This is a genomic window from Gordonia jacobaea (assembly GCF_965344965.1).
GTDB classification, from domain to species: domain Bacteria; phylum Actinomycetota; class Actinomycetes; order Mycobacteriales; family Mycobacteriaceae; genus Gordonia; species Gordonia jacobaea.
Genome location: NZ_CBDRLS010000002.1, coordinates 585,728 through 611,121 on the forward strand (window position 1 = coordinate 585,728; position 25,394 = coordinate 611,121).

General features: G+C 66.5%; 24 protein-coding genes. 4 read left to right on the forward strand and 20 right to left on the reverse strand.

Annotated elements, in window-relative coordinates; translation table 11 throughout:
• Positions 1-24 precede the first annotated feature (24 nt).
• The gene (locus ACRVY7_RS08850) at positions 25-855 is read right to left on the reverse strand and encodes an SDR family oxidoreductase (RefSeq protein WP_431816776.1); all 831 of its coding nucleotides are present in this window, start codon (positions 853-855) and stop codon (positions 25-27) included.
• A 52-nt stretch (positions 856-907) separates the two neighbouring features.
• Complete coding sequence (locus ACRVY7_RS08855; RefSeq protein WP_431816777.1) at positions 908-2,203, reverse strand: acyl-CoA dehydrogenase family protein; 1,296 nt, start codon at positions 2,201-2,203, stop codon at positions 908-910.
• Between the two features lie 42 nt (positions 2,204-2,245).
• Here ACRVY7_RS08855 and ACRVY7_RS08860 point away from each other — a divergent pair, with 42 nt between their 5' ends.
• Positions 2,246-3,925, forward strand: a complete 1,680-nt coding sequence (locus tag ACRVY7_RS08860; protein WP_431816778.1) for a FadD3 family acyl-CoA ligase — start codon at positions 2,246-2,248, stop codon at positions 3,923-3,925.
• 12 nt (positions 3,926-3,937) lie between these two features.
• Here the strand turns inward: ACRVY7_RS08860 and ACRVY7_RS08865 are convergent, their stop codons facing one another.
• Positions 3,938-4,462 (reverse strand): VOC family protein, encoded by a 525-nt coding sequence (locus ACRVY7_RS08865; protein WP_431816779.1) that lies wholly within the window; start codon positions 4,460-4,462, stop codon positions 3,938-3,940.
• Positions 4,463-4,527: 65 nt separating this feature from the next.
• On the opposite strand from ACRVY7_RS08865, the gene ACRVY7_RS08870 reads away from it, so the two are divergent.
• Both ACRVY7_RS08870 and ACRVY7_RS08875 read left to right on the forward strand, forming a co-directional pair.
• Positions 4,528-5,403, forward strand: coding sequence for a helix-turn-helix domain-containing protein (locus ACRVY7_RS08870; protein ID WP_431816780.1), 876 nt, complete (start codon positions 4,528-4,530; stop codon positions 5,401-5,403).
• On the forward strand, positions 5,400-6,917 hold the full coding sequence (locus ACRVY7_RS08875; RefSeq protein ID WP_431816781.1) for a bifunctional aminoglycoside phosphotransferase/ATP-binding protein: 1,518 nt from the start codon (positions 5,400-5,402) through the stop codon (positions 6,915-6,917). Before ACRVY7_RS08870 ends, ACRVY7_RS08875 begins: the two co-directional genes overlap by 4 nt.
• A gap of 69 nt (positions 6,918-6,986) precedes the next feature.
• Here ACRVY7_RS08875 and lysS read toward each other — a convergent pair whose 3' ends face one another.
• From lysS to hpt, 14 genes are all read right to left on the reverse strand, one after another.
• The gene (gene lysS / locus ACRVY7_RS08880) at positions 6,987-8,552 is read right to left on the reverse strand and encodes a lysine--tRNA ligase (RefSeq protein WP_431816782.1); all 1,566 of its coding nucleotides are present in this window, start codon (positions 8,550-8,552) and stop codon (positions 6,987-6,989) included.
• A 55-nt stretch (positions 8,553-8,607) separates the two neighbouring features.
• Positions 8,608-9,057 carry a rhodanese-like domain-containing protein gene (locus tag ACRVY7_RS08885; protein WP_431816783.1) on the reverse strand — a complete coding sequence of 150 codons (450 nt, stop codon included), beginning with the start codon at positions 9,055-9,057 and terminating at the stop codon, positions 8,608-8,610.
• A 208-nt stretch (positions 9,058-9,265) separates the two neighbouring features.
• Positions 9,266-10,075 (reverse strand): type III pantothenate kinase, encoded by an 810-nt coding sequence (locus ACRVY7_RS08890; protein ID WP_431816784.1) that lies wholly within the window; start codon positions 10,073-10,075, stop codon positions 9,266-9,268.
• Positions 10,076-10,082: 7 nt separating this feature from the next.
• A complete protein-coding gene (panD, locus tag ACRVY7_RS08895; RefSeq protein ID WP_049699944.1) occupies positions 10,083-10,535 on the reverse strand; it encodes an aspartate 1-decarboxylase in 453 nt (150 codons plus the stop codon).
• A 117-nt stretch (positions 10,536-10,652) separates the two neighbouring features.
• A complete protein-coding gene (panC, locus tag ACRVY7_RS08900; protein ID WP_431816785.1) occupies positions 10,653-11,567 on the reverse strand; it encodes a pantoate--beta-alanine ligase in 915 nt (304 codons plus the stop codon).
• A gap of 68 nt (positions 11,568-11,635) precedes the next feature.
• On the reverse strand, positions 11,636-12,664 hold the full coding sequence (locus ACRVY7_RS08905) for a Rossmann-like and DUF2520 domain-containing protein (RefSeq protein ID WP_431816786.1): 1,029 nt from the start codon (positions 12,662-12,664) through the stop codon (positions 11,636-11,638).
• A gap of 178 nt (positions 12,665-12,842) precedes the next feature.
• Positions 12,843-14,312: a DUF6779 domain-containing protein gene (locus ACRVY7_RS08910; RefSeq protein ID WP_431816787.1), complete on the reverse strand. Its 1,470-nt coding sequence runs from the start codon at positions 14,310-14,312 to the stop codon at positions 12,843-12,845.
• 102 nt (positions 14,313-14,414) lie between these two features.
• On the reverse strand, positions 14,415-14,957 hold the full coding sequence (locus ACRVY7_RS08915) for a DUF3180 domain-containing protein (protein WP_049699949.1): 543 nt from the start codon (positions 14,955-14,957) through the stop codon (positions 14,415-14,417).
• Complete coding sequence (gene folK / locus ACRVY7_RS08920) at positions 14,954-15,505, reverse strand: 2-amino-4-hydroxy-6-hydroxymethyldihydropteridine diphosphokinase (protein ID WP_431816788.1); 552 nt, start codon at positions 15,503-15,505, stop codon at positions 14,954-14,956. Before folK ends, ACRVY7_RS08915 begins: the two co-directional genes overlap by 4 nt.
• Positions 15,502-15,882 carry a dihydroneopterin aldolase gene (folB, locus tag ACRVY7_RS08925; RefSeq protein WP_431816789.1) on the reverse strand — a complete coding sequence of 127 codons (381 nt, stop codon included), beginning with the start codon at positions 15,880-15,882 and terminating at the stop codon, positions 15,502-15,504. Before folB ends, folK begins: the two co-directional genes overlap by 4 nt.
• On the reverse strand, positions 15,875-16,738 hold the full coding sequence (gene folP / locus ACRVY7_RS08930; protein WP_431817060.1) for a dihydropteroate synthase: 864 nt from the start codon (positions 16,736-16,738) through the stop codon (positions 15,875-15,877). Before folP ends, folB begins: the two co-directional genes overlap by 8 nt.
• A gap of 50 nt (positions 16,739-16,788) precedes the next feature.
• Positions 16,789-17,427 (reverse strand): GTP cyclohydrolase I FolE, encoded by a 639-nt coding sequence (gene folE / locus ACRVY7_RS08935; RefSeq protein WP_431816790.1) that lies wholly within the window; start codon positions 17,425-17,427, stop codon positions 16,789-16,791.
• Positions 17,428-17,438: 11 nt separating this feature from the next.
• Positions 17,439-19,922 carry an ATP-dependent zinc metalloprotease FtsH gene (gene ftsH / locus ACRVY7_RS08940; protein WP_431816791.1) on the reverse strand — a complete coding sequence of 828 codons (2,484 nt, stop codon included), beginning with the start codon at positions 19,920-19,922 and terminating at the stop codon, positions 17,439-17,441.
• 190 nt (positions 19,923-20,112) lie between these two features.
• A complete protein-coding gene (gene hpt / locus ACRVY7_RS08945; RefSeq protein WP_049699953.1) occupies positions 20,113-20,688 on the reverse strand; it encodes a hypoxanthine phosphoribosyltransferase in 576 nt (191 codons plus the stop codon).
• 402 nt (positions 20,689-21,090) lie between these two features.
• Here hpt and ACRVY7_RS08950 point away from each other — a divergent pair, with 402 nt between their 5' ends.
• Positions 21,091-21,750 carry a DUF8020 domain-containing protein gene (locus tag ACRVY7_RS08950; protein ID WP_431816792.1) on the forward strand — a complete coding sequence of 220 codons (660 nt, stop codon included), beginning with the start codon at positions 21,091-21,093 and terminating at the stop codon, positions 21,748-21,750.
• Positions 21,751-21,803: 53 nt separating this feature from the next.
• Here the strand turns inward: ACRVY7_RS08950 and tilS are convergent, their stop codons facing one another.
• Genes tilS through dacB form a run of 3 tightly spaced genes read right to left on the reverse strand, consistent with a single transcriptional unit; the run spans position 21,804 to position 25,317 of the window.
• Positions 21,804-22,760: a tRNA lysidine(34) synthetase TilS gene (gene tilS / locus ACRVY7_RS08955; protein ID WP_431816793.1), complete on the reverse strand. Its 957-nt coding sequence runs from the start codon at positions 22,758-22,760 to the stop codon at positions 21,804-21,806.
• Positions 22,739-23,914: a zinc-dependent metalloprotease gene (locus tag ACRVY7_RS08960; RefSeq protein ID WP_431816794.1), complete on the reverse strand. Its 1,176-nt coding sequence runs from the start codon at positions 23,912-23,914 to the stop codon at positions 22,739-22,741. Before ACRVY7_RS08960 ends, tilS begins: the two co-directional genes overlap by 22 nt.
• On the reverse strand, positions 23,911-25,317 hold the full coding sequence (dacB, locus tag ACRVY7_RS08965; RefSeq protein WP_431816795.1) for a D-alanyl-D-alanine carboxypeptidase/D-alanyl-D-alanine endopeptidase: 1,407 nt from the start codon (positions 25,315-25,317) through the stop codon (positions 23,911-23,913). The genes ACRVY7_RS08960 and dacB overlap by 4 nt, the downstream gene beginning before the upstream one ends.
• Positions 25,318-25,394: the final 77 nt, after the last annotated feature.

The following is a 25,394-nucleotide window of genomic DNA, read 5'->3' on the forward strand; positions in this document are numbered from 1 at the left end:
CCTGATAGATAACGGTCTTCACGCTCAGGCGCGCTGACTGGAGATGGACACCACTTCGCCAGTGAGATAGGTGGTGTAGTCGCTGGCGAGCATCGCGATGGTGGCCGCGACCTCCCATACCTCGGCCGCGCGGCCGTAGGCCTCGCGCTGCGCAAGGTCGTCGAGCAGTTCGTCGCTGGTCACCTTCGCAAGGAAGGGATGCTTGGCAATCGACGGAGCAACAGCGTTGATACGCACCCCGAAATCGGCAGCCTCGACGGCCGAACAGCGCGTCAGTGCCATCACTCCCGCCTTGGCGGCGGCGTAATGTGCCTGTCCGCGTTGGGCTCTCCACCCGAGGACCGACGCGTTGTTGACGATCACGCCACCATGCTCGACGGCACGGAAGTAGCGGAGCGCGGCCCGCGTGGCCCGGAACGTCCCGGTGAGCGTGATGTCGACGACGCGGTCCCACTCCTCGTCCGACATGTCGGCGACGGGTGTCTCACCACCGAGGCCGGCGTTGTTCACCAACACGTCGATGCGGCCGAGTAAGTCTGCGGCACTTGCGATCAGCGCATCCACATCGGCAGTGGACTGCACATTGCACACCACCTTGCCGACAGTCTGACCGTCGAACTCGGCAGCGAGTTGGTCGGCGGCCTCGCCCAGTCGTCGCTCATGCCAGTCACTGAGCACGACGTCGGCGCCCTCGAGCAGTGCACGCCGCGCCGTCGCGAATCCGATACCCGTACCTGCCGCCGCGGTCACGATCACCTTGCGTCCCAACAACAATCCGTGGCCAGGCGTCTCCTCCGGAGGTGTTGCCAACGGCGACCTCGCACCATCGACCTGACTCGACGTCGTTTGCGTCATCGTGTCCACACCTCTCGTAGTGGTTTCGCGGTTGAGCCTGGCTGCGCTTTTGTCATGCTCGTGCCTCGCGGGGCAGGCCGAGTACGCGCTCGGCAATGATGTTGCGCTGCACCTCGTTCGAGCCGCCGTAGATGGTGTCGGCGCGGGTGAAGAGGAACAGTCGTTGCCACTCGCCGAGTTCGACGTTCTCCGGATCGTGAATGTCGTTGAGGTGGCCCTCGACTGTCTCGCTGGGCCCGATCAACGACGCAGGACCCGCCACCGCCATCGCGAGCTCGCCGAGGTCTCGATGCCAGTTGGCCCACAACAGCTTTGCCACCGAGGCTGTCCCCGCAGCGGCGGCCGCACCCCAGGTCCCCCCGGAAACTGTCGCGTCGTCGTCGAGTGTCCGTTGCGCATTGGCACGCATCGCGCTCAGCCGGATGCGGGCGCGAACGAGGCGTGCGGCTATCTCCGCATTCTCGAGAGAGCCGTTGGCTCTTGCCATCTCGGTGATCGCGTCGAGTTCACGCGCGAAGCCCACCTGCTGCCCCAGCGTCGAGACGCCACGCTCGAATTGCAGCAGCCCCATCGCGACCCGCCAACCGTCGCCGGACTCTCCGACGATGAGGTCGGCGTCGGTGGTCGCGTCGTCGAAGAAGACCTCGTTGAACTCCGATGTTCCGGTCAGTTGTTGGATCGGCCGCACCGTGACGCCGGACTGGTCGATCGGAACCAACAGAAAGCCGAGCCCCTTATGACGCGACGAACCAGCTTCGGTACGCGCCAGCACGAACACCCACTGCGCCACGTGCGCCAGCGACGTCCAGATCTTCTGCCCGTTGACATGCCAGCGGGCGCCGTCGTCGGAAAGTCGGGCCGTCGTGGAGACGCCCGCGAGATCGGAGCCCGCCCCGGGTTCGGAATAGCCCTGGGCCCACAGCTCGACGACGTCGACGATGCCAGGAAGGAAGCGCTGCTTCTGCTCTTCGGTGCCGAATTCGATCAGCGTCGGGCCGAGCAGCTCCTCACCGAGGTGATTCACCCTCGCAGGCGCGTTCGCGCGCGCATACTCCTGATGGAAGATGATTCGCTGCTCGAGTGTCGCGCCACGGCCCCCATACCGCGTGGGCCAACCGAGGCATGTCCAGCCGGACGCCGCGAGGTGGCGATCCCACGCCAGCCGCTCGGCGAAGAACTCATGCTCACTCCCCGGCCCACCCCGACCCTTGAGCGAGGCGAAGTCGCCGACGAGATTCTGCGCCAGCCACTCGCGCACCGCTCGCGTGAACTCTTCGGTCGCGTCGGGCGTGCTTCGCGCCCATTCGCCCAGGTCGACGGCACGATCGGCAAGGTTGATCGACGTCATGATCGCTAGCATAACCTACCAAGCATTTGTTAGGTTATGGCCATGGAGTCGATAGTCACCAACGGCGACGCACAGTCGGCGCGACAGAACGCCCAGTCGACGGGACAGAGCGCACAGTCGTCGGAACAGAGCGCCCAGTCGGCCGGAGGGAGCGCCCAGTCGACGGGACAGAGCGCCCAGTCGACGCCCGCGGCGCTGATCCGGGCGGCGCAGACCTGGCCGGCGCAGCAGGCGATCCTCGACCGCCAGTGGAGCGAGGGGGACGACAGCGTCGAGCTGACATACGCGGAGCTGCTCGAGTGCGTCCGTGAGTTCGCCGCAGCGCTGGTCGCGTCGGGATTCGAGGCCGGCGACAGGGTGGCCATCTGGTCGCCCAACAGCTATCACTGGCCGATCGCCGCATTGGGCATCCAGTACGCGGGCGGGGTGCTCGTCCCCCTCAACACCCGCTACACGGCAACCGAGGCCGTCGACGTGATCGAGAGAGCTCAGGTGTCGGCGGTGGTGGTGTCGGGTGAGTTCCTCGGCGTCGACCACGCGGCGGAACTGCTTGCCGAGCATCGCAGCTCGCTGCCCGATCTCGTGGTGCGGGTACCGCTCAACGGGTCGGCGCCAGCACCCGAGGGCAGCGTCGACTGGTCGGACTTCGTCGCGCGTGCCACCGACGAGACGCGTGCCGAAGCGGATCGTCGAGCAGATGCTGTTGCGCCAGAGGACATCTCCGACATTCTGTTCACCTCGGGAACCACCGGGAAGTCGAAAGGCGTTCTGGCCGAGCACCAGCAGACCATCGCGGGCGCGCGGGCGTGGGGAGCCAACGGACTCCTGAGTCCATCAGACCGCTACCTGATGGTGAACCCGTACTTCCACACGTTCGGATACAAGGCGGGCATTCTGCCGTCGATTCTCTTCGGAACGACGATGATTCCACTCGCGGTCTACTCCCCCACCGAAGCCATGCGGGTCGTCGAATCAGAGCGTGCAACAGTCTTTCCCGGTGCGCCGACCATCTTCCAAACCATCCTCGACGACCCCGCGCGCGCAGCCCACGACCTGTCGTCGCTTCGCCTGGTGGTGACCGGCGCGGCCATCGTGCCGGTGGTGCTGATCGAGCGTATCCAGCGCGACCTCGGCGTCGACACGGTGATCACCGCCTACGGCCAAACCGAATCCAGCGGCTTCATCACCACGTGCACCCCCGATGACGACGACGTCACGGTCGCGACAACGTGCGGCAGAGCCTTCGACGGCATGGAGATCGCGCTGTCGGACCAGGGTGAGGTGCTCACCCGTGGCGCGATGGTCATGCGCGGCTACCTCGACGATCCCGCGGCGACCGAAGCGACCATCGACGCCGACGGGTGGTTACACACCGGCGACGTCGGTGTGATCGACGAGCGGGGGAATCTCCGGATCACCGACCGGCTCAAGGACATGTTCATCTGTGGAGGGTTCAACGTGTACCCCGCCGAGGTCGAACAGACGCTCGCACGCCTCGACGGAGTCACCGAAACCGCTGTGATCGGAGTTCCCGACGACCGACTCGGCGAGGTGGGGCGGGCCTACGTGACCATCCACGACGACGCCCGCCTCTCCGAGGACGACGTACTCTCCTATGCGCGCACACATCTCGCGAACTTCAAGGTTCCCCGATCCGTGGTGTTCGTCGACGCGTTTCCCCGCAACGCGTCGGGCAAGATACTCAAACGCGAACTGCGCTGAACTCCAACCCGCTCACGAATCGGACTGCGATGCAGCCCATTCGGCGACGCGTTGGGCGCTCTGCTCTTCGGAAAGATCCTCGACGCGAGTCATCACCGACCAGCGCACCCCGAACGGATCGAGGATCGACGCGAACCGGTCGCCCGAGACGAAGGTCGAGAGGGGCTCACGGACCGTGGCGCCGGCGGATTCGGCCTTGGCCACCACCTCGTCGGCGCTGGGGCAGTAAAGGCCCAACGAGTAGCACGCGGCAGGCCCGTCGGGCGCGGCGATCAGGCCGTACTCCTCGTTGGGCTCGCCGAGTTGCAGGTGGCCGGTGCCGAAGTCGAGGTCGGCGTGCACGACCACGCCGCTGAACTCCGTGGCATCGACCAGTCTCGCCCCGAAGACGCTGGTGTAGAACTCGATTGCCTGCTTGGCATTCGACACGGCGATGAACGGGGTGAGACTCGTCAGGCCGTGCGGGATGCCGTCGGTGGTGTGGTCGCCGGTGACGCCAGTCGTCGGCTCGGTGGTGGTGTTCTGCTGTGTTGTCATGCGTTTCACGCTAGGGATCGTGTGCGGTGCGCGGCTTGTAGATTTGCGACGACTATCGTGGACGCATGCCCGTCAGCGGAGCCGACCACTCCGGCGCCCCAGACACCCGCGCCCCAGACACCCGCGCCCCAGACACCCCAGTCACGGACACCGCAGACACCCGCGGGGTGCTCTACCCCGCTCGCCTGCCCACCTTCGACCGCGTTGTCGCGCCCGACGACCTCGCGTCGATGGTCTCGTGGTTCTGGATACCCCAGTGGAGCCTTGCGCCCGGACGGACGTCGCGGCAGAACATTCTGCCGTTTCCCGCATGCAACCTCGTCGTCGAACCTGATGCGGTGCTGATTGTCGGGCCGTCGACTCAGCGCACACACCGCGATCTGACCGGCTCGGGGTGGGCCGTCGGGGCGTTGCTGCGACCGGCAGGCGCTGTCGCGCTAGATGTTTCGCCACGATCTCTGCGCGACGCCGCGCAACCGTTCCGCGCGCCCGATCTGTTCGAATCGATCTCTGCGGCAATGGCTGTCGAGGAACCCGACGTCTCCGACGCAGCATCACGCTTCGCGTCGTGGCTGCGTGAACACGCGACGCCACCCCAGGAGTCGGCGCTGCTCGCGAACGAGATGCAGGACCTGATCGCAGCGGATCGCGGCATCGTCCGCGTCGACGACCTCGCACGCGAGATGTCGATGTCTGTACGCACACTGCAGCGCATCGCCGACCGCCACATCGGTCTCGCCCCGTTGGCGGTCATCCGCCGATATCGATTGCAGGAGGCCGCGGAACGACTGCGCGACGACCCGACGATCACCCTCGCCGACGTCGCCGCCGACCTCGCGTACACCGATCAGGCGCACTTCTCCGCCGACTTCCGGCAGACCCTCGGCATGCCTCCAGGCGAATACCGCCGCGCCGTGGCCGAATCCGGTACGGACTCATGAACGACACGGCACGAGCCGAGGACCTGCTGGCACAGGTCGGCGCCCTCGACCCTGATGCCTCAACGAGAAGCATCGTCACGCACGGCGCGGTGATCGTCCTCAACGGTGACCGCGCCTGGAAGTTCAAACGGCCGGTTCGGTTGCGCTACTTCGACTTCAGTACGCCACAGCTGCGTCGAGCAGCCCTCGACGCCGAACTCCGACTCAATCGGCGCTTCGCTCCCGATCTCTACATCGCGGTACACGCGATCCGACGCACCGCGGACGGTTCGCTCTCGTTCGACGGCGCGGGCGAGATCGTCGACCACGTCTTGGAGATGACGCGCTTCGACGACGACGCACTGATGGTCAACTACGCACATCCAGGTGGCCTCGACGACGACCTGCTGCAGCGACTCGCGATGCGCGTCGTCGAACTACATCAGGGATCTGAAATCAGTGCGGATTCCCATGGGGCGCAACGATTGCAGGAGGTCGTCGACGGAAACCTCGCGAGCATGGCGGCGTTCCCGGAGATCATCGAACCCGTTGTGGCACAGGAACTCACCGACCGAATCACTGCACTCATCACCGAGCATCGCGACCTTCTCGACGATCGGGCACGCGGCGGACGCGTTCGCCACTGTCACGGCGACCTGCATCTCGGGAACGTCGCGATCATCGACGGCGAGCCGATTCCGTTCGACTGCTTGGAGTTCGACGCGGAGCTTGCCACGACCGACGTCCTCTACGATCTCGCGTTCCTCGTGATGGACCTGTGGGCGCGCGGGCTACGACACGAAGCCAACGTCGTCGTCAACACCTACTTCGATCATGCGACGTTCGAGGGTTCTATCGACGACGAGGAGGCGTTCCGCCTGCTGCCGGTACTGCTCGCGGTACGTGCCACCGTGCGCGCACACGTCGCGGCAGCCGAGCACGACGTCGAACGCGCACACGAATACCTCGCGCTTGCACTGGGTTTCACCGATTCTTCGCTGCCGCAACTTGTCGCGATTGGGGGCGGTTCCGGTACCGGGAAGTCGACGATAGCGCGGGCGGTCGGAGGCAGTCTCGACCCCGCTCCGGGCGCCCGCATCCTGCGCACCGACGTGCTGCGCAAACGTCTTGCGGGAGTGGGCATCGGGGACAGGCTCCCGCGGTCGGCCTACACCGACGCCGCTCGGGCAGCGGTGTACACCGAGCTGTTCCGGCTCGCCGAAGCAGACCTGCGCGGCGGAATGAGCGTCATCGCCGACGCCGTGTTCGGCCGAAGAAGTCAGTCCTCGACAATAGCCGACGCAGCCGAGCGCGCGGGCGTCGACTTCACCGGAATCTGGCTGGAACTACCTGAGGCCGAGCGCATTTCACGTATCGAACATCGCGGACTCGACGCATCCGACGCCGACGCCACCGTCGCGCGCAGGCAGAGTGAGACGCTCGAACTGCCCGGCGAGCGCTGGCGGCGCGTCGAGGCGTCTGGCGGCGTCGAATCCGTGGTCGCTGCGAGCGGGCTGGGTGCTGATCGCGGCTGAGGACGGCGTCTGGCCACGCTGCACAGCGGCCCGACCGGCAGCCCCGCCGCGCAGCGGCCCGACCAAGCCTCAGTCGCGCAGCGGCTTGACCAGTGGGAACAGGATCGTCTCGCGGATGCCCAGGCCAGTCAGCGCCATCAGCAGACGGTCGATGCCCATGCCGGTGCCCGCCGTCGGGGGCATGCCGTACTCCATCGCGGCGAGGAACTCCTCGTCGAGTCGCATGGCCTCGTCGTCGCCGGCGGCAGCGAGGCGTGCCTGGTCGACGAAGCGCTCACGCTGGATGACCGGGTCGACGAGTTCGGAGTAGCCGGTGGCCAGCTCGAAGCCGCGGACGTAGAGGTCCCACTTCTCCACGACGCCCGGCACGCTGCGGTGCGCGCGAACGAGCGGCGACGTCTCGACGGGAAAGTCCCGCACGAACACGGGTTGCGAGAGCTTCTCGCCGACCATGTGCTCCCACAGTTCCTCGACGAGCTTCCCGTGACCGTAACCCTTGTCCTTGGGCACCTCGAGGCCGACGCGGGCTGCGATGGCGAGCAGCTCGTCGACGCTGGTCCCGGGATGCTCCGGGCCGCCGTCGGGAACGATCTCCTGGCCGAGCGCCTCCGAGAGCGACGGGTACATCTCCAACGAGGTCCACTCGCCGGAGAGGTCGTAGGTGGTGCCGTCGGGCATTTCCGGCGTGAGCGTGCCGATCGCGCCGAGTGCCACCTCCTGGATGATCTCGCGGGTCATCGTCGCGGCGTCGTCGTAGGTGCCGTAGGCCTGGTAGGTCTCGAGCATCGCGAATTCGGGCGAATGGGTGGAGTCGGCGCCCTCGTTGCGGAAGTTGCGGTTGATCTCGAAGACGCGCTCGATTCCGCCGACTACGGCCCGCTTGAGGAACAGTTCCGGCGCGATACGCAGGTAGAGGTCGATGTCGAAGGCGTTGGAGTGCGTCACGAACGGCCGTGCCGCCGCGCCGCCGTGCAGCGTCTGCAGCATCGGGGTCTCGACCTCGAGGAATCCTCGGGTCACGAGTGCCTTGCGCAGCTCGGCGATCACCGAGATCCGGGTCCGCGCAGTCTCACGTGCTTCCGGACGCATGATGAGGTCGACGTAGCGCTGACGGACGCGCGTCTCCTCGTTCATCTCCTTGTGCGCAACCGGCAACGGGCGCAACGACTTCGACGCCATCGCCCAGTCGTCGGCCATCACGGAGAGTTCGCCGGTGCGCGAGCTGATGACCTCACCGTGGACGTAGACGATGTCGCCGAGGTCGACGTCGGACTTCCATCGCGCGAGCGACTCCTCGCCGACCCCGTTGAAACTGATCATCGCCTGGAGCTGCGTACCGTCGCCCTCCTGCAGCGTGGCGAAGCACAGCTTGCCCTTGTTGCGGAGGAAGATCACACGCCCGGCGACGCCGACGATCGTGCCCGTCTCGGTGCCCGCCTCGAGGTCGGGGTGTGCCTCGCGGATCTCGGCGAGGCTGTGCGTACGGCCGATCGACACCGGGTAAGCCTCGCGTCCCTCGTCGAGGATGCGGTCGCGCTTCTCCCGACGGATACGCAGTTGCTCGGGCGTCTGGTCGTCGTTGTCGCCAGCCGTGGTCGTTGCAGCCGTATTCGCCGTGGTCAGGGGTTCGCTCACACCTCGAAGACTATCGGCCGGGGTGGGATAGGGGAAAATCGCCGGGCCTGCGCCCTCAGTGCGCGGAGAAGACCGCCAGTTCGCCCGCGCTGATCTGGCCGTTGATGCCGTCGCGACGCAGGCCGCGGAACCCGCCGACGACGAACACAGCACCACTGACACCGCGTGCCTGCAGGTGCCAGGCCAGCCACTCGGCCTCGTGGCCGTCGTCGCTCACGACGACCCAGCGCCGATCGGCGGTTGCCGTGCGCAGCGAGGTCGGTGAGCCAGGGGTCAGCAGGTCGAGCGCTTCCGCGGCGTCGACCGCCAGCGCACCGAGCAGCGCGCCGTCGAGCCTGCGCTTGCGGTGACTACGGATGTCGACCGGCACTGCTCCTGCAGCGATCGCGGCGCGGTAGGCCGTGGGCTGAAGCGAGAGCGGAACGTCGGAGACGGGCTGTGTGACCGGCGCCTGTGCGAATGCGTGAACCTGGACCAGTGCGTTAACCAGCGGTGATGCGGTCATGAGAGAAACCTCGAGAGTGATCGAAACGAGCGGGGGCGTCGACGAAGGGCGGCCGCATGATGCGGACTCAGCCCTGACAACACTCCTGACAGCTCTTGATCACGGCGACAAGTTTGCCACAGTGCACCGCCGCGGGCCAGGCCTGCGGGAGTTTTGTGCTTCCGGCGCGCAAAAAGAAGAAGTTCGACGCCGCGCTGGGAGTGCCAGGTCAGCGGGTCCCGCGCCCACGGCCCTGCTGTTTGGCCCGCTCGGACACCAACCGGAGCCCCACGAGAGTCAGATACGAGTGGTGCGTGGTGAGCGTACGGCTCTCCGGGAAGATCAGCGGCGCCAGCGACCCGGTGGCTACGACAGTCAGATCCCGGCCGTCGAAGCCGTCGACGGTGCCGCGCACCCGGTCGACGAGTCCGTCGACCTGCCCGGCGAATCCGTACAGGATTCCCGACTGCAACGCTTCGACGCTGTTCTTGCCCAATACGCTGCGCGGAGGCATGAGCTCGACGCGGCGAACGGTCACCGTGTGCTCGGCGAGGGCCTCGACGCCGAGGTTCACTCCGGGTGCGATGGCACCGCCGAGGAACTCGCCCTTCGCAGACACCGCGTCGACAACTGTGGCCGTGCCGAATGCGACGACGATGCACGGTCCGCCGTAGATATGGTGCGCGGCAAGACAATTGGCAACACGATCAGTGCCGACCTCTTTGGGATTGTCGACGAGCAGCGGAACCCCGGTGCGCACACCCGGTTCGAGGAGCACGTGATGGACGCCGTCGTAGTAGCGCGAGACCATGACGCGGAGCTCGCGCAACAACGCCGGCACCGTCGACAACGCGGCCACGCCGGTGATCTGCTCGATGTCGCTGCCGAGTAGCCCGCGAATAGCCATCGCGAGTTCGTCGGCGGTCAGGTGTGGGTCGGTGTGAATCCGCCAGTCCCGCACCAGGGTGGCGTGCTCACCCGACCCCGCGAACACCCCGAGATGGATGTTCGTGTTCCCGACCTCGACGGCGAGCAGCATCGACGACCTACACCGTTGAATCTGCGAAGTCGGTTCGCGCCGAGTCAGTTTCGGGGTGGCGGGGGTCGAGTAGTCCTGATCCTTCTGGTGCGTGCGCGGGATCTGTACCGTTCTCGACGACGCGGTTGGCCTCGTCGACGAAGACCACGTGCGGGCTGTAGGCACGCACTTCCGCTTCGTCGAGGATCCCGTAGGCGATGATGATCACCAGATCACCGGGATGAACGAGATGTGCTGCCGCGCCGTTGATCCCGATGACGCCGGTACCGCGGTCGCCCGCGATTGCATACGTCTCGAGACGGGCGCCGTTGGTGATGTCGACGATGGTGACCTGTTCGCCTTCGAGAAGGTCCGCGGCGTCGAGCAGGTCGGCGTCGATGGTCACCGATCCGACGTAGTGCAGATCGGCCTGAGTGACGGTCGCCCGGTGGATCTTCGACGTCATCATGGTGCGAAACATGCTGTCATTCCTCTGTGTTGGCGTGCATTGCGGGCGGGCTGCAGAGTCTGTGGGGGCGTGATCTCGACAAGCTCGATCAGCGGGGAACGACGCTCGACCAACGAGAGCCGGTGTGGGTCAGTACGCATCGGGATTCCCGATGTCCTCGGGCTCGATGCCGATCGATACGCCGACGTTGTCGATCAGCCGCGCGGCGCCGAGGCGGGCGGCGACAAGCAGGCGTCCGTCGCCCTTGTCGGGCGCTTCGCCGAGGGCGCGGCCGCGTAGCGCGAGATAGTCGAGTTCGATGTCCGGCGATGTCGCCAAAACTGCTTGTGCGGCAGCGAGAATCGCATCCTTGCCGCCGGGAGCGGCGTGCGCGCCTGCGGTGAGCGCCGCGGACAGCGTGGTGGCGATCTCACGCTGCTCCGGTGTCAGGTAGCGGTTGCGCGACGATAGCGCCAGGCCGTCAGCCTCGCGCACCGTCGGCACCCCGACGATGTCGACGTCGAGGTTGAGGTCGGCGACCATCTGCGCGATCAACACCAACTGCTGGTAGTCCTTCTCCCCGAAGAACGCGGCGTGCGGTGCCGCGATGTTGAGGAGTTTGCACACCACGGTCAGCATCCCCGCGAAATGTCCCGGGCGCACGGCGCCGTCGAGGATGTCGCCCGCCGGTCCCGGCACGATCGTGGTGCGCGGACCGAGTGGGTACATGTCGTCGACGGTCGGCGCGAACACCAATTCCACACCGGCGGAACGCAACAGCTCGACGTCGTCGTCGAAGGTCCGCGGGTATGCGTCGAGGTCTTCGCTCTCGCCGAACTGCAGCGGGTTGACGAAGATCGACACGATGACCACCACGTTGCCGACGCTCTTGGCGGCGTCGATCAACTGCAAGTGGCCCGCGTGGAGCGCACCCATCGTCGGTACCAACGCCACGCGCTTACCCGCGCGACGCAACGCCTGGCTCACCCGGTGCAGCGTCGCAGGGTCGCGATGCACCGTCAGTTCACCTCGGGCGTAGGCGTCTGGACTCAGCGGCGCGGTCATCGTTCTCCTCCGATACGGCGCGAAAGGCCGTGCATCACAACATCTGTCGACATCTGTTCGGTGTTCACTCACTGCTCCAATACGTCGAGGAGTGGTGCGGGTGCGTCGGTGTATGCGGCTGCCCGACGCGCAAGGATGCGATACGCCTCGGCGATCGCGTCCGGTCGATGACCGCCGGGTAGTGCTCGGAGAGCGTCGAGGTGGTCTGCGACGGCCTGCGCGTCGCCCCTCGCCACGGGGCCGGTCAGCGCGGAGGGACCGAGGTCGAGCACATTGTGCAGAGCTGCCGTCAGAAGCGGCGCGAGAATGCGTTCGGCCAACCGTTCCGAAGATCCGTCGACTGTTGCCGCGTCCCGACCGGACTCCCCCGCACCACCCTCGATGGCCGCGTTCATCGCCACGACCGCATCACTGACGAGTGCGACGAGATGATTGGCACCGTGCGCGAGTGCGGCGTGGTAAAGCGTGCGATCGGCCTCGGCGATCCGGACAGGCTCACCGCCCATCTCGAGCACGAGGGCCGACGCTATCGCGAGACCGACCTCGTCGGAAGCGGTGACGCCGAAGCAAGCCTGCGGCAGCCGGGCGGTGTCGTCGTCGGTTCCGACGAACGTCATCGCGGGATGAATGGCGAGCGGAAGCGCCCCGAGCGCGGTGAGGCGCGTCAAGATGTCGACGCCGTGCGCGCCCGCCGTGTGTACGACGAGCGTCCGAGGACGTAGCCGTCCGCTGTCCACGATCTCGGCGACCACGTCGGAGATGCGGTCGTCGGGTACGGCGATGATCAGGAGCTCCGAGCGGGCGACCACGTCGGGAAGGTCGAGGATCTGCGATTCGGGAAGGCGCTGCGCGGCGCGGCGTCGAGACTGCGGCGACCTGGCCACGACCGCTCCGACCACGTGGCCTGCACGTTCGAGTGCCTCGCCGAGTGCGGTTCCGACACGTCCCGCCGAAATGATGCCGATGGTCAGGCGCGCGGGCGTAGGCAGATTGCTGACCCCTGCGAATTCGGCGGAGAAGGATCCGGAATGGCCTGCTCGCCCCGCGTCGCGGGGTGGCTGATTCGACACGGCGGGATCGCCGTTCGGTGAGGTCACCGGTGTCCTCCCAGATCGTTCCAGTCCCAACTGCAGCGTGGGTACCGGACGTGCACCGCAATGCTAGGCGCTCGACGCATCGTCGGGCCAATGCCTGTGAGGCGGGTCACCCAAGCGGATCGTCGACGACACGGGTGAGACGCTCGACGGCTCTGACCAGGTGGGCCGAAGGGGAAAGTCAGTCCTCGCGACGACGACGTCCGCCGCCACTGCCACCGGGAGACTGGCGAAGCTGATTGAGCAGCTCTGCGACGGGCAGTCCAGCGGTGTGCGCGGCGTCGTGGTCCTCGTCGTCCTCACGACGTCGTCGGCCACCGCTGTAGGTACTTGCGGGCGCACCGTCGCCGGTCTCGTGACGACCCGCCGTGGAGTCCGGGGTGTCGACCGTTTCGGAGTCACCGGACTCGGGCGCCGACGTTGCCGTCTCAGCCTGGGCGTCCTGCTCCGGCGCCGCGACGGTGTCGGCGGCTGAAGGGGTCGTCTCCGCGGTGGGGACATAGAACCCGCCGGAGAACGGTGACGCCGAGGTCGATCCTGCAGGGGGTTCCTCGTCGTATCCCGAGGTGTAGGGCGCCCGTGGCTGTTCGTCGACCACATCGACGACGACCTCGTCAGCCCTCACCTCTTCTGCACCGAAATCCTCCGGGCCGAATTCTGGGCCCGATCCCGCTGCGCCCGATGCTTCTGTGCCCGATCCTTCTGTGCCAACGTTCTGCTGCTCGGCCTCAGCTTGCGCCGCAAGCCCCTCGTCGACAGCGACCGTCTCGACCTCGTCGGCGTGTACGTCCTCGACGGCCGCATACTCAACCGCGCCATACTCAACCGCCCCGTACTCAACGGCTGTGTCTTCGGCGTGGATGTCGTCGAGCGGAACCTCGGCGGCGATCCGCCCGGAGATGGGGGCGTCACCCGGAACCACCGGGAGCACTTCGGTCAGTTCGTTGGGGTCGACGTCGGTCCCGAAGCGTCGCGGAGCGTCGAACGGGCGGGAGTCGCGTCGACGATGCTCAGCGCCGGGAGCGGTCTGCTCGAAGTCGCGCGCGGCAACGGCGCCGTCGTCGTGAGCGGTGTAGTCGGTCGTGCCGTACCCGCCGGAATAGCCCGAGTCGCCGTAACCCCCGTTGCCGTACCCGGTATGGGATTGACCCGACTCGGCGCCGAGACCACCGAGGCCCGAAGCCAGCTCACGCAGCTTCTCGTTGGGAAGAGCCGCGCGCTGATCGGGCAGCGACTCACCCAGCAGCATCTCGAGGCTCGATCGAAGTGCGAGCACCTGCGCCTTGAGTTCGGCCAGTTCGACGCCCGCTTCGTCGCTGATCTCCTTGCGGATCGTCGACTCGACGTCGAGCTCGTACTGCCTGCGCGCGGCGATCTCGCGCTCGAGTTGCAGTTCGTACACCAGGCGCAGGTCGCGGCTCTTGCTCTCGGCGCTTTCGGCCTGCCTGCGGTAGCGCGTGACTAGAATCGCCGCGATCACCGCCGCCCACAGCGCAGCGATCACCGCCAGCGATCCGAGCACCGAGATTTGATCAGTGAAGAGCATCAGCACGCTGGCCACAACGGCCAGCACGATCAGGAGACCCACCAACCACTGCCCGACGCGACCGGAACGGCGTGTGTCGGCGGCACGGCCAGTCGAGGTCGTCATGATCGTGAACTTACCCTCTGACAGCCGCCACGACCGCCAGGCTGGTGCGGAGAGTCACGATTGGACCCATAAGAAGTCGTCCGATCGCGTCACACACGCAAGTCACGCGGGTCCGGGATGACCGTCGGCCCGCGGCTGCGTCGGCTGGTCGGTCGGGTCATCGGGTGCCCGGCAGCAGTACTCGAGCCACAGCGCCGCACCGACGAGCGCGAGTCCGCCGAAGGCGCCCACGATCGCGCCAGGCCTGTCGTGCTCGGCGGCATTCACGCCGTGCTGACTCCACAGGAACACCAGCATCCCCACCCACACGCCGACGGCAACAGCGCCGAGGATCGCGGACGCCTTCGCCAGGGCGAGCACACGCGCGGCCGTCAGCGGGTGCAACTGCCCGCGAGCCCGACCCACCTGACGGTCGGCGACACGTGCGCGCACCACGAAAGCCATCGCCGTCTCGATCGCGGCGAGCACGTAGAGAACGATTCCGGCAAGCAGCGGCAGCGGGGGCAGCGCCGAGTAGTTGTAACGCACCAGAATCCACGAGACCACGGCGACGAAGACCGCAATGATCAACAGATCGCGTGGTCGCGTCGGACCCAGGCCGGGTTCGTCGGACTCCGGTGGCGTCGACGGCTGCGGGACGGTCACCTCGACACCTCACTCCCAGATCGGCCCGGCTGCGAGTTCCCGGGACGCGCGGACAGTCGATGCACGCCCGCGCGTTCACTCGCGGGTAGCGCCGCAACCAGGTCGACGACCGACCGGACACCGTCGGGCGTCCACAGTGTCGCGTCGGGTTCGATCTCCAGCCACGGAACGAGTACGAAGGCCCTGTCCGCGGCACGCGGATGTGGCAGCGTCAGCACCTCGTCGTCGCTGATGACCGGCTGTCCGTCTGCGTCGGTCGCACAGATCACGTCGACGTCGAGTGTCCTTGGCCCCCAACGAATGTCACGGGTCCTATCGGCAGCACGTTCGAGTTCGAAGCCCCGCTCCAACCAGTCGCGCGCCGAAATCGGGGCGTCGACGATCAGCGTGATGTTGTAGAAGTCGGGTTGTTCGACGCCGCCCCACGGGGCCGTCGAATAGATGCTCGACGCCGCGACGAGGTCATCGGCGAAGGCGTCGACGACCTCGCGAAGCCGGGCCTCGCGGTCGCCGAGATTGGTACCTGCGGACAGCACGGCGCGAGTCACCGCACACCACCGGCCGACTTGCGAGAGCGTCGGGTCACGACGGCGACGTCGGCGAAATCCAGCGGGATCGGCGCGGACGGCTTGTGCACCACCACCTCGCAGGCGTGGATGCGGTCGTCGAGCATGACCTTCTCGGCGATCTCCCCACCGACGGCCTCGATCAGATTGCGGGGGTCACCGGCTACGACGTCGTGGACCTGCTGTGCGAGCGATCCGTAGTCGATGGTGTCGGCCAGATCGTCCGACGCCGCAGCAGCACGCAGATCGGCCCACAGCGTCACGTCGATGATGAAGTCCTGCCCGTCACGGCGCTCGTGGTCGAAGACGCCGTGGTTGCCGCGCACGCGCAGACCGCGCAGTTCGATGCGGTCAGCCATCTCCATGCTCCCGTCGGACGGCGTGCCGGTCGCGCCCACCTGTGCGCCACGCCGCAGCGACCGTCACCGCATCACGGTTGGCTGCCACGTCGTGTACCCGAACCCCCCACGCACCGTGCACCGCGGCGAGCGCGCTGATCGACGCCGTGGCGATTTCGCGGCCCTCCGGCGCACGATCTAGGCCGTCCGCGGCGAGCAGCGTGCCGAGGAAGCGCTTGCGCGACGCCCCGACGAGCACCGGGAAACCGAGATCGACCAGCGTCGGCAACGCGTTCAGTAGCGCCCAATTGTGTTGTGCGGTCTTGGCGAATCCGAGACCGGGATCGAGGATGATGTTGTCGGGATCGACGCCGACGTCGACGGCGGCGTCGACTTGGCCGAGCAGTTCACGACTCACCTCTGCGACAACGTCGCGGTATCCACCAGTGTCGTCGACCCGGTGGGTGAATCGTCGACCGGCATCCGATTCGGCTGCCGCGGGACGCCAGTGCATCAGAATCCAGGGCAGTCCGGCGTCGGCGAGGAGCGCTGCCATGCCCGGATCTGCACGACCGCCCGAGACGTCGTTGACGATCGTCGCCCCGGCCTCGATGGCGGCCGCCGCCACGCCTGCGCGCATCGTGTCGACCGAGACCTGCACGCCTTCGGCAGCGAGTGCGGAGATCACCGGAACCACGCGCTTGATCTCGACGGACTCATCGACGCGCACCGCACCCGGGCGGGTCGATTCACCACCGACATCGATGATGTCGGCGCCGTCGGCGAGGAGACGCACACCGTGTTCGACGGCGCGGTCGGGGTCGAGGTAGCGACCACCGTCGGAGAACGAGTCGGCGGTGACGTTGACGACGCCCATCACCTTCGTGCGTGCGGCATCGACCGTGTCGGCGGCGACCGGGTGAGCGGTCACCGGGTGATGAGGTCGAGTGCCTCGCCGCGCGAAACGGCGCTTGTCTTGAAGATGCCGCGCACCGCGGACGTCGTCGTGCGAGCGCCCGGCTTGCGGATACCACGCATCGCCATGCACAGGTGCTCTGCTTCGATCACGACGATCACGCCGCGCGGATTGAGCCGTTCAACCAGGGCATCGGCGATCTGGCTGGTCAACCGCTCCTGCACCTGCGGACGCTTGGCATACAGGTCGACGACGCGCGCCAACTTCGACAGCCCGGTCACCTGGCCGGTCGGGCCGGGAATGTAGCCGACGTGGGCGACACCGTGGAACGAGACGAGATGGTGCTCGCACGTCGAGTACATCGGGATGTCTTTGACCAGCACCAACTCGTCGTGATCTTCGTCGAAGATGGTGGCGAGCACCTCCGACGGGTCGGTGTAGAGACCGGCGAACATCTCGCGGTACGCGTTCGCCACGCGGGTCGGTGTGCGCCGTAACCCCTCGCGGTCGGGATCCTCACCGACCGCGATCAGCAACTCCCGCACAGCCGCCTCTGCTCGCTCCTGGTCGAAGAAGCGCCCACCACCGGTCGACAATTCACGCGACGCGTCGTCGTGAGTCGCGATGTCGTGACCCTCGCTGATTGTCATCGATCCGGCCCTCAGGCTCCGTCTCCGGGTGAACGGTTGTCTCCGTGCGAGCCGGTATCCCCGTGCGACCTGTTGCGCTGCGACCCGTCGCCGGCATCATCGCGATGCTGCCCGCCGTTGCTGCCCGCGCCGTGCTGGCCGCCGTACGAACCGTTGCCATAGCCATACCCGTTGGGCTGGTTTCCGTTTGGTTGATTTCCGTTGGCGCCGTTCGGGTTTCCGTTCTGCGGGTACCCCTGCGACTGCGGATATCCCTGCGACTGGGGATATCCCTGCGACGGTGGATTCCCCTGCGATTGGGGCGGCCAACCCGGCGCCGACCAGTCACGCGGAGCACCGTAGTCGGGGCGAGTGCCGCCACCCTGCGAACCCTGCGGGTAGCCCTGCTGCGGATAGGGCTGTCCGTAACCCTGACCCGGGTACGAACCCTGGCCCGGATAGGAACCCTGACCCTGATGAGGGGTTCCGTAGTAGGGCTGCTGCCCACCGGGGTAACCCGGGGCGGCGGGCGCACTGCCTGCACCGACCGGCTCGCGCACCGGCTCCGGCGGCGGCGGAGGCCACGGCTCGCCGCGCTCGATGGCCAACTCGCCCGGGGTCTTCACCGGGGGCTTGTCGCTCGGGGTGCGCTCGCCGAACTCGTTGAACGTCGTGATCCGCGGACGCTTCTCGACGTCGGACAGGATGTTCTCGAGATCCTTACGGGTCAGCGTCTCCTTCTCGAGGAGTTCGCTGGCAAGCACGTCGAGCGTGTCGCGGTACTCGGACAGGATCGCCCACGCCTCGGTGTGTGCGGCCTCGATCAGTCGGCGCACCTCGTCGTCGATCTCGCTCGCGACCTCGGCGGAGTAGTCGCTCTGCGCGCCCATGCTGCGGCCGAGGAACGGATCGCCCTGCTCCTGCCCGTAGCGCACCGCGCCGAGCTTGGCGCTCATGCCGTATTCGGTGACCATCGCGCGAGCGATCTTGGTCGCCTGGTCGATGTCCGACGACGCGCCGGTCGTCGGCTCGTGGAAGACCAACTCCTCCGATGCACGACCGCCCATGGCCATCACCAGACGAGCGATCATCTCCGAACGCGTCATCAGGTCTTTGTCCTGCTCGGGCACGGCGAGCGCGTGACCACCCGTTCGTCCACGAGCGAGGATCGTCACCTTGTAGATCGGGTCGAGATCGGGCATCGCCCACGCGGCGAGCGTGTGTCCACTCTCGTGGTACGCGACGACCTTCTTCTCGTGTTCGCTGATGATCCGGCTCTTGCGACGCGGTCCGCCGATGACGCGGTCGACCGCCTCCTCGAGCATTTCCGCCGTGATCTGCGTCTTGTTCTCGCGCGCGGCGAGCAGTGCGGCTTCGTTGACGACGTTGGCGAGGTCGGCGCCCGACATTCCTGGCGTGCGCTTGGCCAAACCGTCGAGATCGGCATCCTCGGCGATGGGCTTGCCCTTGGCGTGCACCTTGAGGATGGCCCGACGACCAGCGATGTCGGGGTTGCCGACGGGAATCTGCCGGTCGAAACGTCCGGGACGCAGGAGCGCCGGATCGAGGATGTCGGGACGGTTGGTCGCCGCGATCAGGATCACACCCGAGCGGTCCCCGAAGCCGTCCATCTCCACGAGCAACTGGTTCAGCGTCTGCTCACGCTCGTCGTGACCACCGCCGAGACCAGCACCACGCTGACGGCCGACGGCGTCGATCTCGTCGACGAAGATGATGCACGGACTGTTGTTCTTGGCCTGCTCGAACAAATCACGCACACGCGACGCACCGACACCGACGAACATCTCGACGAAATCGGAACCCGAGATGGTGAAGAACGGCACGCCCGCCTCGCCCGCGACTGCCCGCGCGAGCAACGTTTTGCCCGTTCCCGGCGGACCGTAGAGAAGCACGCCCTTCGGGATCTTGGCGCCGAGAGCCTGGTAGCGCGCGGGGTTCTGCAGGAAGTCCTTGATCTCGTAGAGCTCTTCGACGGCCTCGTCGGCACCCGCGACGTCGGCGAAGGTGGTCTTGGGCATGTCCTTGGACAACTGCTTGGCTTTGGACTTGCCGAAGCCCATCACGCCGCCCTTGCCGCCACCCTGCATGCGGTTCATGACGAAGAAGAACAGTCCGAACAGCAGCAGCATCGGCAGCAGGAAGATCATGATCTGCCAGAACACCGACTGCTGCGTCACGTTGGTCTGGTAGCCGGCCCCGGTCGACTTGACCGAGTCGAAGACCTGCTCACCCGCCGAAGCCGGGTATTTGGTCGAGATCTTCGTGACGTCCTGGCCGTCGACCTTGATTGCATCCTTGGTCTCGATCCGCAACTGCTGTTCGCGATCGTCGATCTGGATGAACTTGGTGTTCTTTGTGTTGAGCTGCGTCAACGCGACAGAGGTGTCGACCCCGGTATAGCCGCGATCACCATCGCGCATCGCGCTCCAGCCCCACAGGGCGAGCACCAGCACCGCGAGGATCGCGAGGTTACGGAAGACTGTCTTTCGGTTCATGCGCATTGGTGGAGGTCCAGGCTACGTGGGGCCGCCCGGCGCCGTTACCACTGTCCTTCCCATCGGTTCGTGAACGATGTGAACGCCACCCAAGGGTTCGGTCGTACACATTGAGGCTACCGGTCAACGATCACGCAGGTGAAACCGTTCCCTGTTTATCTGCGCGGGCTCCCCTCGCGCGCTGTGCGGGCTAGTTCTCGTAGACCGACGCGCGCAGGCGGCCGATGAAGGGGAGGTCGCGGTAGCGCTCCGCATAGTCGAGGCCATAGCCGACGACGAACTCGTTGGGGATATCGAAGCCGACATCGGCGACGTCGACGGGCGAGCGGACCGCCTCCGGCTTACGGAGCAGGGTGCACACCGCCAACGACCGTGGCTGACGGGTGGCGAGGTTCTTCATCAGCCACGACAGCGTCAGCCCCGAGTCGATGATGTCCTCGACGATCAGGACGTCACGACCTGCGATGTCGCGGTCGAGGTCCTTGAGGATGCGCACCACGCCCGACGACGACGTCGCCGACCCGTAGCTCGACACCGCCATGAACTCCATCTGCGAGGGAATGGGCAGCGCGCGGGCGAAATCGGTCATGAACATGATCGCGCCCTTGAGGACGCCGATCAGGACCAGATCGTCCTGCAGATCCGTGTAGCGCTGCGCCACCGACTGGGCCAGCTCCGCGGTCCGCGCCTTGATCTGTTCCTCCGTTATGAGGACAGCTTCGATGTCGTCGCCGTAGTGGTGCTCGATCTCGATCTCGGAATGCACGGATACCAGCTTGACACGTCCACCGAACCGGCCGATGCCCGCGGTGCCGTCCGCTGCGTCTGAACACCATTACCCACCCAAGGAAATGTCGTCTGAAAACAGGACGAATCCATCACAAGAGAATAACGGATCGAAACATGCGTCACCCGCGGGCGCGGTTGTGCCCACGCCCCAAGAAAAGCAGCCACTATCTATTTTCGGGCATCGTAGTGATCGGTATCACTCACTAACGATTCTCGGATTTTATTTGAGGATCACGGAGCGGCGTAATCGCCGATGACAAGCAAACTCAACGTCGGATCAAGGACGAGGACGACAATGAACCAACAGCGGCGATACAACCCGAAGCCACCCTCTCAACTAGCACATTTGCCTGGCGAAACATATTTGCCGACAAAGTATTTGATACGTGCGATTGCAATCTTCGCCGCCGCTGTGCTCGCGATCCCCCTGCTGCAGGCAACTGCCCACGCTGCGCCGTCGTCGGAATCGGTTCACTACCGCCTTTCCGCTGGACCGTCGTCGGTGAGCCTCTCCGTCACCGACGGCACGATAGCTCGTGAGGGCTCTGACCTGGTCATCAAGAACGGCGCGGGAAAGCCCCTTTTCCGCATGGCTTTGTGGTATCGGGATGAATTTCTCGAATTGCCCATCGACGCGCAAGTGACCCCGACATCCGCGACTTTGGTGCCGTCCCGCGACAAACTACGTGCACATCTCGCCGACCCGGCGCAGGTGAACGCGACGCGCGCGGTCGCCGCCAAGGAAGCCCCACCGAAGCAGACGAAGCAACAACGCGACAACGAGGCGCTCACCCGCTTCAACGGTCAGCTGTCGGCCGGAATGACCATTTCTTCTCTGGTCGGACTCACCATCGGCGCAATCATCGGGGGCACGATCGGGTGCTTGGTGGGCGCCATTGGCGCGATAATCGGGTGCTTCTTCCCCGGCATCGAGATTGGTGCAGCAGTGGGGTCGATCGTCGGAATCATCCTCGGCGGAGGTGGGACGCTGATCCTCTCCGCGATCCAGTACTTCCAGACCATCAACTCACCCGTTTAGGACGGCTAAAAGCGATCCCTCCGCGGTGACCCGGCCACGCTTTGGTGACCGGGTCACCGCGGAAGGCGCGTCACCCTCATCCCATCGGCTGTCCGTTCGACCGCCAGCCGGTGATCAGGCGCTCCGCCGATCGCCACCTGGCCCGGCCGAACACCCCGAAGTAGCTCGTCGACGGCCTCGATCACCCGCGTCGTGGGTTCTGTCGCTCCGACCTCCCGCAGCCAGCGCCGCACGACCCTGGTTCGCACCGCGGCGGGAAGGTCGGCGACCGAAGCAACGTCGAGTTCGGCGTGATCGCCGATCCGCGACGACGTCGAGTAGATCTCGTCCGCGACGTCGTCGAGAGCGTCGACGTCAGCCTGCAGGGAAGTCGCGGTGCGCGCCAGCGCCTCGACGACCCCACCGTGCAGGACATCGTCGAGCAACGGGATCACCTCTGCTCGTAGCCGCACGCGAGTGAATCTCGGGTCGCGGTTGTGCGGATCGGCATGCGCTGGCAGTGCCAGCTCTGTGCACGTTCCGACCGTCTGCGAACGACGTACAGCCAGCAGCGGCCGACCCCACGGCTCACGCCACGCACGCATACCAGCCAGCGAACGCGATCCCGAACCCCTCCCGAGGCCGAGGAGGACAGTCTCGGCCTGATCGTCCATGGTGTGGGCCAGCAGGACCGGCAGCCCGTCGCGGGCGGCGTCGAGTGCCGCATACCGGGCCTCTCGTGCCGCCGCTTCCATGCCGCCGGCGGTACCGACGCTCACGCGCAGCACCTGCGCCGACGCACCGAGGCCCACGGCGGTCCGCGCCGCATCGGCCGCAACAGCATCAGAGCCGGGCTGCAGCGCATGGTCGACGATGAGCGCGCGGACCGTCAGACCCGCACGAAGCGCTCCTGCGGTGAGCGCCAACGAGTCCGGCCCTCCGGACAACCCGACGCACACCTCGGTGCGTCCGGCCAGGTGAGCGGTCGCAAAATCTGCGACCGCGCGGGTCACAACACGCGTGCAATCCATCGCGACGGCTCGTCGATCTCGTCTGGCCGGGGCAGCGTCTCCGCATCGGTCCAGATGGTGTTGAAACGCTCCATTCCGACGGTCCCGACGACCTCGTCGACGAAAGCCTTGCCCCGAATGTATTGCGCGAGTTTGGCATCCATACCGATCAACGCTCTGATGATGCGCTGCACGGGATTTCGCGGTGCGGTGCGTCGTTTGTCGAACGATGCGCGGATCTGCTCGACGGTCGGAACCTGTGCTGGGCCAACGGCATCCATGACGTGGTCGGCATGCCCCTCCAGAAGGGTGCCGAGCATCATCATGCGGGTGAACGCCTCGTACTGCTCGGGCGTCTGCAACATCTGCATCACACCGATGACGCCCTTCTCCCGCTTGGCACCACCGCGCACAGCCGAATTGATCCGTGCGACAACGTCTGCCACCGACTCTCCGGCATCGGAGGTCAGCACCGCGATGTTGTCGAGCATGTACTGACGCAGCCAGGGGTTGGCGGAGAACTGCACGCGATGGGTCACCTCGTGCAGACACACCCACAGACGGAAATCCGACGGCACGACGCGCAGACTGCGCTCCACCGCAATGATGTTCGGCGTCACCAGCATGAGCACGCCGGGGTCACTCGGCCCGCTCGCGTCCGAACCACTCGGCGTGAACGGGTCGTACTGCCCGAGGATGGCGCCCGCGAGGAACGCGAGGAGACCGCCTGCCTGGAGGCCGCCGACCTTCCCCGACAGGCCGCCACCGGACTCGTCGTCGTCGCCGTCGAGCATCGATCGCATCGACTGCGACGCGGCGTCGACCCAGCCGCGCCGATCGACCACGAGTGCACTCGGTACGCGCAGCCCGTCCGCGAGTCCGGTGACCTCGCGCACCGGTCCCTCAGCCCGCACTGCGGCGTCGGCCAGTTCGGCCTGCGCGGCGCCGAGCGTGTACTCGGTGACCTTGGGTCCCGGGCGCACCAGCCGTTTGCCGACCGTCGCGGCAAGCGACCAATCGATGCGCGCACCGATCGACTCGCCGCGCTCCTCCTGCTGGTCTCGCTGGTCGAGCTTGTCGAGCTCACCCCGCTGGTCGAGCTCACCCCGCTGGTCAGCTCCACCCCGCTGGTCGAGCTTGTCGAGACCACTTCCCACGTCGGTCGGCTCGGTCATCGGCACCCGCACTCCCTCAACTTGCCCGCGACGTTGTCGAGGGCCGGCCGCGCGTCCGCGGGAGATGTGCCTCCCGAGATCAACGCGAACGACAGCACCCGACCGTCGACCGTCTGAACTATGCCGGTCAACGAACTGACGCCGGTCAGTGTTCCGGTCTTCGCGCGCACCCACCCCGCGCCGGGGTTCTCGCCGACGGTGAAACGGTCGGCGAGTGTGCCGGTGCCGCCTGCGACCGGCAGTCCGTCGAGCATCGGGCGGATCTTGGAATCGATCGGCTGATCGCTTCCGGTCGGTCCGCTGGCAGCGGCCATCAGCTTGTCGAGCAGTGCTGCGGGCACGAGGTTGCGGTACGACAGCCCCGACGTATCGCGCAGCGTCACGTTCGAGACGTCGAACTTGTTGTCGGCGAGCGTCTGCTTCACCGCCGACGTACCGCCCGCAAGCGTTGCGGGTCCACCACGAGCGACGGACAGTTCGACGCCGAGCGCCTCGGCGAGCACATTGTCGGAGTAGCGGAGCATGTCGTTGACCCTGGTGACGAGCGGTGCAGAGCGGACCGTCGCGACGGTCCGCGCGCCAGCGGGAGCGGTGACGTTCGTGACCGGGGCGTCGACGTCGAGCGCCTTGGCGAGTTGTTCTCCGGCGGTTATCGCAGGGTTGTCGACGCGCGGGGAGTATTCGTTGAGCGGATCTATGCGCGCGCCGTCGGTCATCAATGCCTCGATCGGAGCGATGTCGCCGCCCTTGATGTCGTCGCGGCTCCAACTGCTGTCCATCGTCGGACCGGTGTACGCGCTGGTGTCGACGGCGACGGAGGTGACCGGAACCCCCGATCTACGGACCTGGTCGGCAAGGTCGCTGATCCGACCGGGATCGGTGTAGAACGTCTGCGACCGCTTCGACTGGGCCGATAGCGTCGGGTCGCCTGCGCCCTTGACGATCACCTGGCCGTCGGTTCCGACCACGACAGTCGTCGTCAGGCGCGCATCGTGCGGGAGTCCGAGCAGCGCGGCAGCCGCGGTCAGGATCTTGGTGTTCGATGCGGGCACCCGTGGGGTGCTCGGGCTCTTCGACCACAGGATTGCGCCGGTCAACGAGTCGCTGACCTGGCCGGTGAACTCGCCGAGCTGCGGCGCGCGGGCCGCTGCGGCGATCTGCCTGGTCACGCCGGATGCCGTCGGCTGTGGCGCCGTCGCCGACACCGCGTTGATCTCAGGCGTCGCGGCGATCGGCGCAGGCCTTGGCGGCACACCTGCCGGGAGGTCGTCGGACTTGTTCATGCGCAACGCCACGAACAGCACGCTCGATGCGACCAATGCCAGCACGATCACCGACACCAGGGTCCACACAACCGCGCGACGTCGACCGCGCAACCGACCGTCCTGATTCCTCGCGCCCACTCGACCTCCGGTCTCGACCCATCTCTTCCGACGCCCCACAGTATCGTTGAGGCGATTCGCACAGCCGGACCGCGGCT

Excerpts from the sequence above, each read along its gene's own strand:
- ACRVY7_RS08850 (WP_431816776.1), bottom strand. The coding sequence starts at position 855 with ATGACGCAAACGACGTCGAGTCAGGTCGATGGTGCGAGGTCGCCGTTG.
- ACRVY7_RS08855 (WP_431816777.1), bottom strand. The coding sequence starts at position 2,203 with ATGACGTCGATCAACCTTGCCGATCGTGCCGTCGACCTGGGCGAATGG.
- ACRVY7_RS08860 (WP_431816778.1), top strand. The coding sequence starts at position 2,246 with ATGGAGTCGATAGTCACCAACGGCGACGCACAGTCGGCGCGACAGAAC.
- ACRVY7_RS08865 (WP_431816779.1), bottom strand. The coding sequence starts at position 4,462 with ATGACAACACAGCAGAACACCACCACCGAGCCGACGACTGGCGTCACC.
- ACRVY7_RS08870 (WP_431816780.1), top strand. The coding sequence starts at position 4,528 with ATGCCCGTCAGCGGAGCCGACCACTCCGGCGCCCCAGACACCCGCGCC.
- ACRVY7_RS08875 (WP_431816781.1), top strand. The coding sequence starts at position 5,400 with ATGAACGACACGGCACGAGCCGAGGACCTGCTGGCACAGGTCGGCGCC.
- ACRVY7_RS08885 (WP_431816783.1), bottom strand. The coding sequence starts at position 9,057 with ATGACCGCATCACCGCTGGTTAACGCACTGGTCCAGGTTCACGCATTC.
- ACRVY7_RS08890 (WP_431816784.1), bottom strand. The coding sequence starts at position 10,075 with ATGCTGCTCGCCGTCGAGGTCGGGAACACGAACATCCATCTCGGGGTG.
- panD (WP_049699944.1), bottom strand. The coding sequence starts at position 10,535 with ATGTTTCGCACCATGATGACGTCGAAGATCCACCGGGCGACCGTCACT.
- panC (WP_431816785.1), bottom strand. The coding sequence starts at position 11,567 with ATGACCGCGCCGCTGAGTCCAGACGCCTACGCCCGAGGTGAACTGACG.
- ACRVY7_RS08910 (WP_431816787.1), bottom strand. The coding sequence starts at position 14,312 with ATGACGACCTCGACTGGCCGTGCCGCCGACACACGCCGTTCCGGTCGC.
- folB (WP_431816789.1), bottom strand. The coding sequence starts at position 15,882 with ATGGCTGACCGCATCGAACTGCGCGGTCTGCGCGTGCGCGGCAACCAC.
- folP (WP_431817060.1), bottom strand. The coding sequence starts at position 16,738 with ATGGGCGTCGTCAACGTCACCGCCGACTCGTTCTCCGACGGTGGTCGC.
- folE (WP_431816790.1), bottom strand. The coding sequence starts at position 17,427 with ATGACAATCAGCGAGGGTCACGACATCGCGACTCACGACGACGCGTCG.
- ftsH (WP_431816791.1), bottom strand. The coding sequence starts at position 19,922 with ATGAACCGAAAGACAGTCTTCCGTAACCTCGCGATCCTCGCGGTGCTG.
- tilS (WP_431816793.1), bottom strand. The coding sequence starts at position 22,760 with ATGGATTGCACGCGTGTTGTGACCCGCGCGGTCGCAGATTTTGCGACC.
- ACRVY7_RS08960 (WP_431816794.1), bottom strand. The coding sequence starts at position 23,914 with ATGACCGAGCCGACCGACGTGGGAAGTGGTCTCGACAAGCTCGACCAG.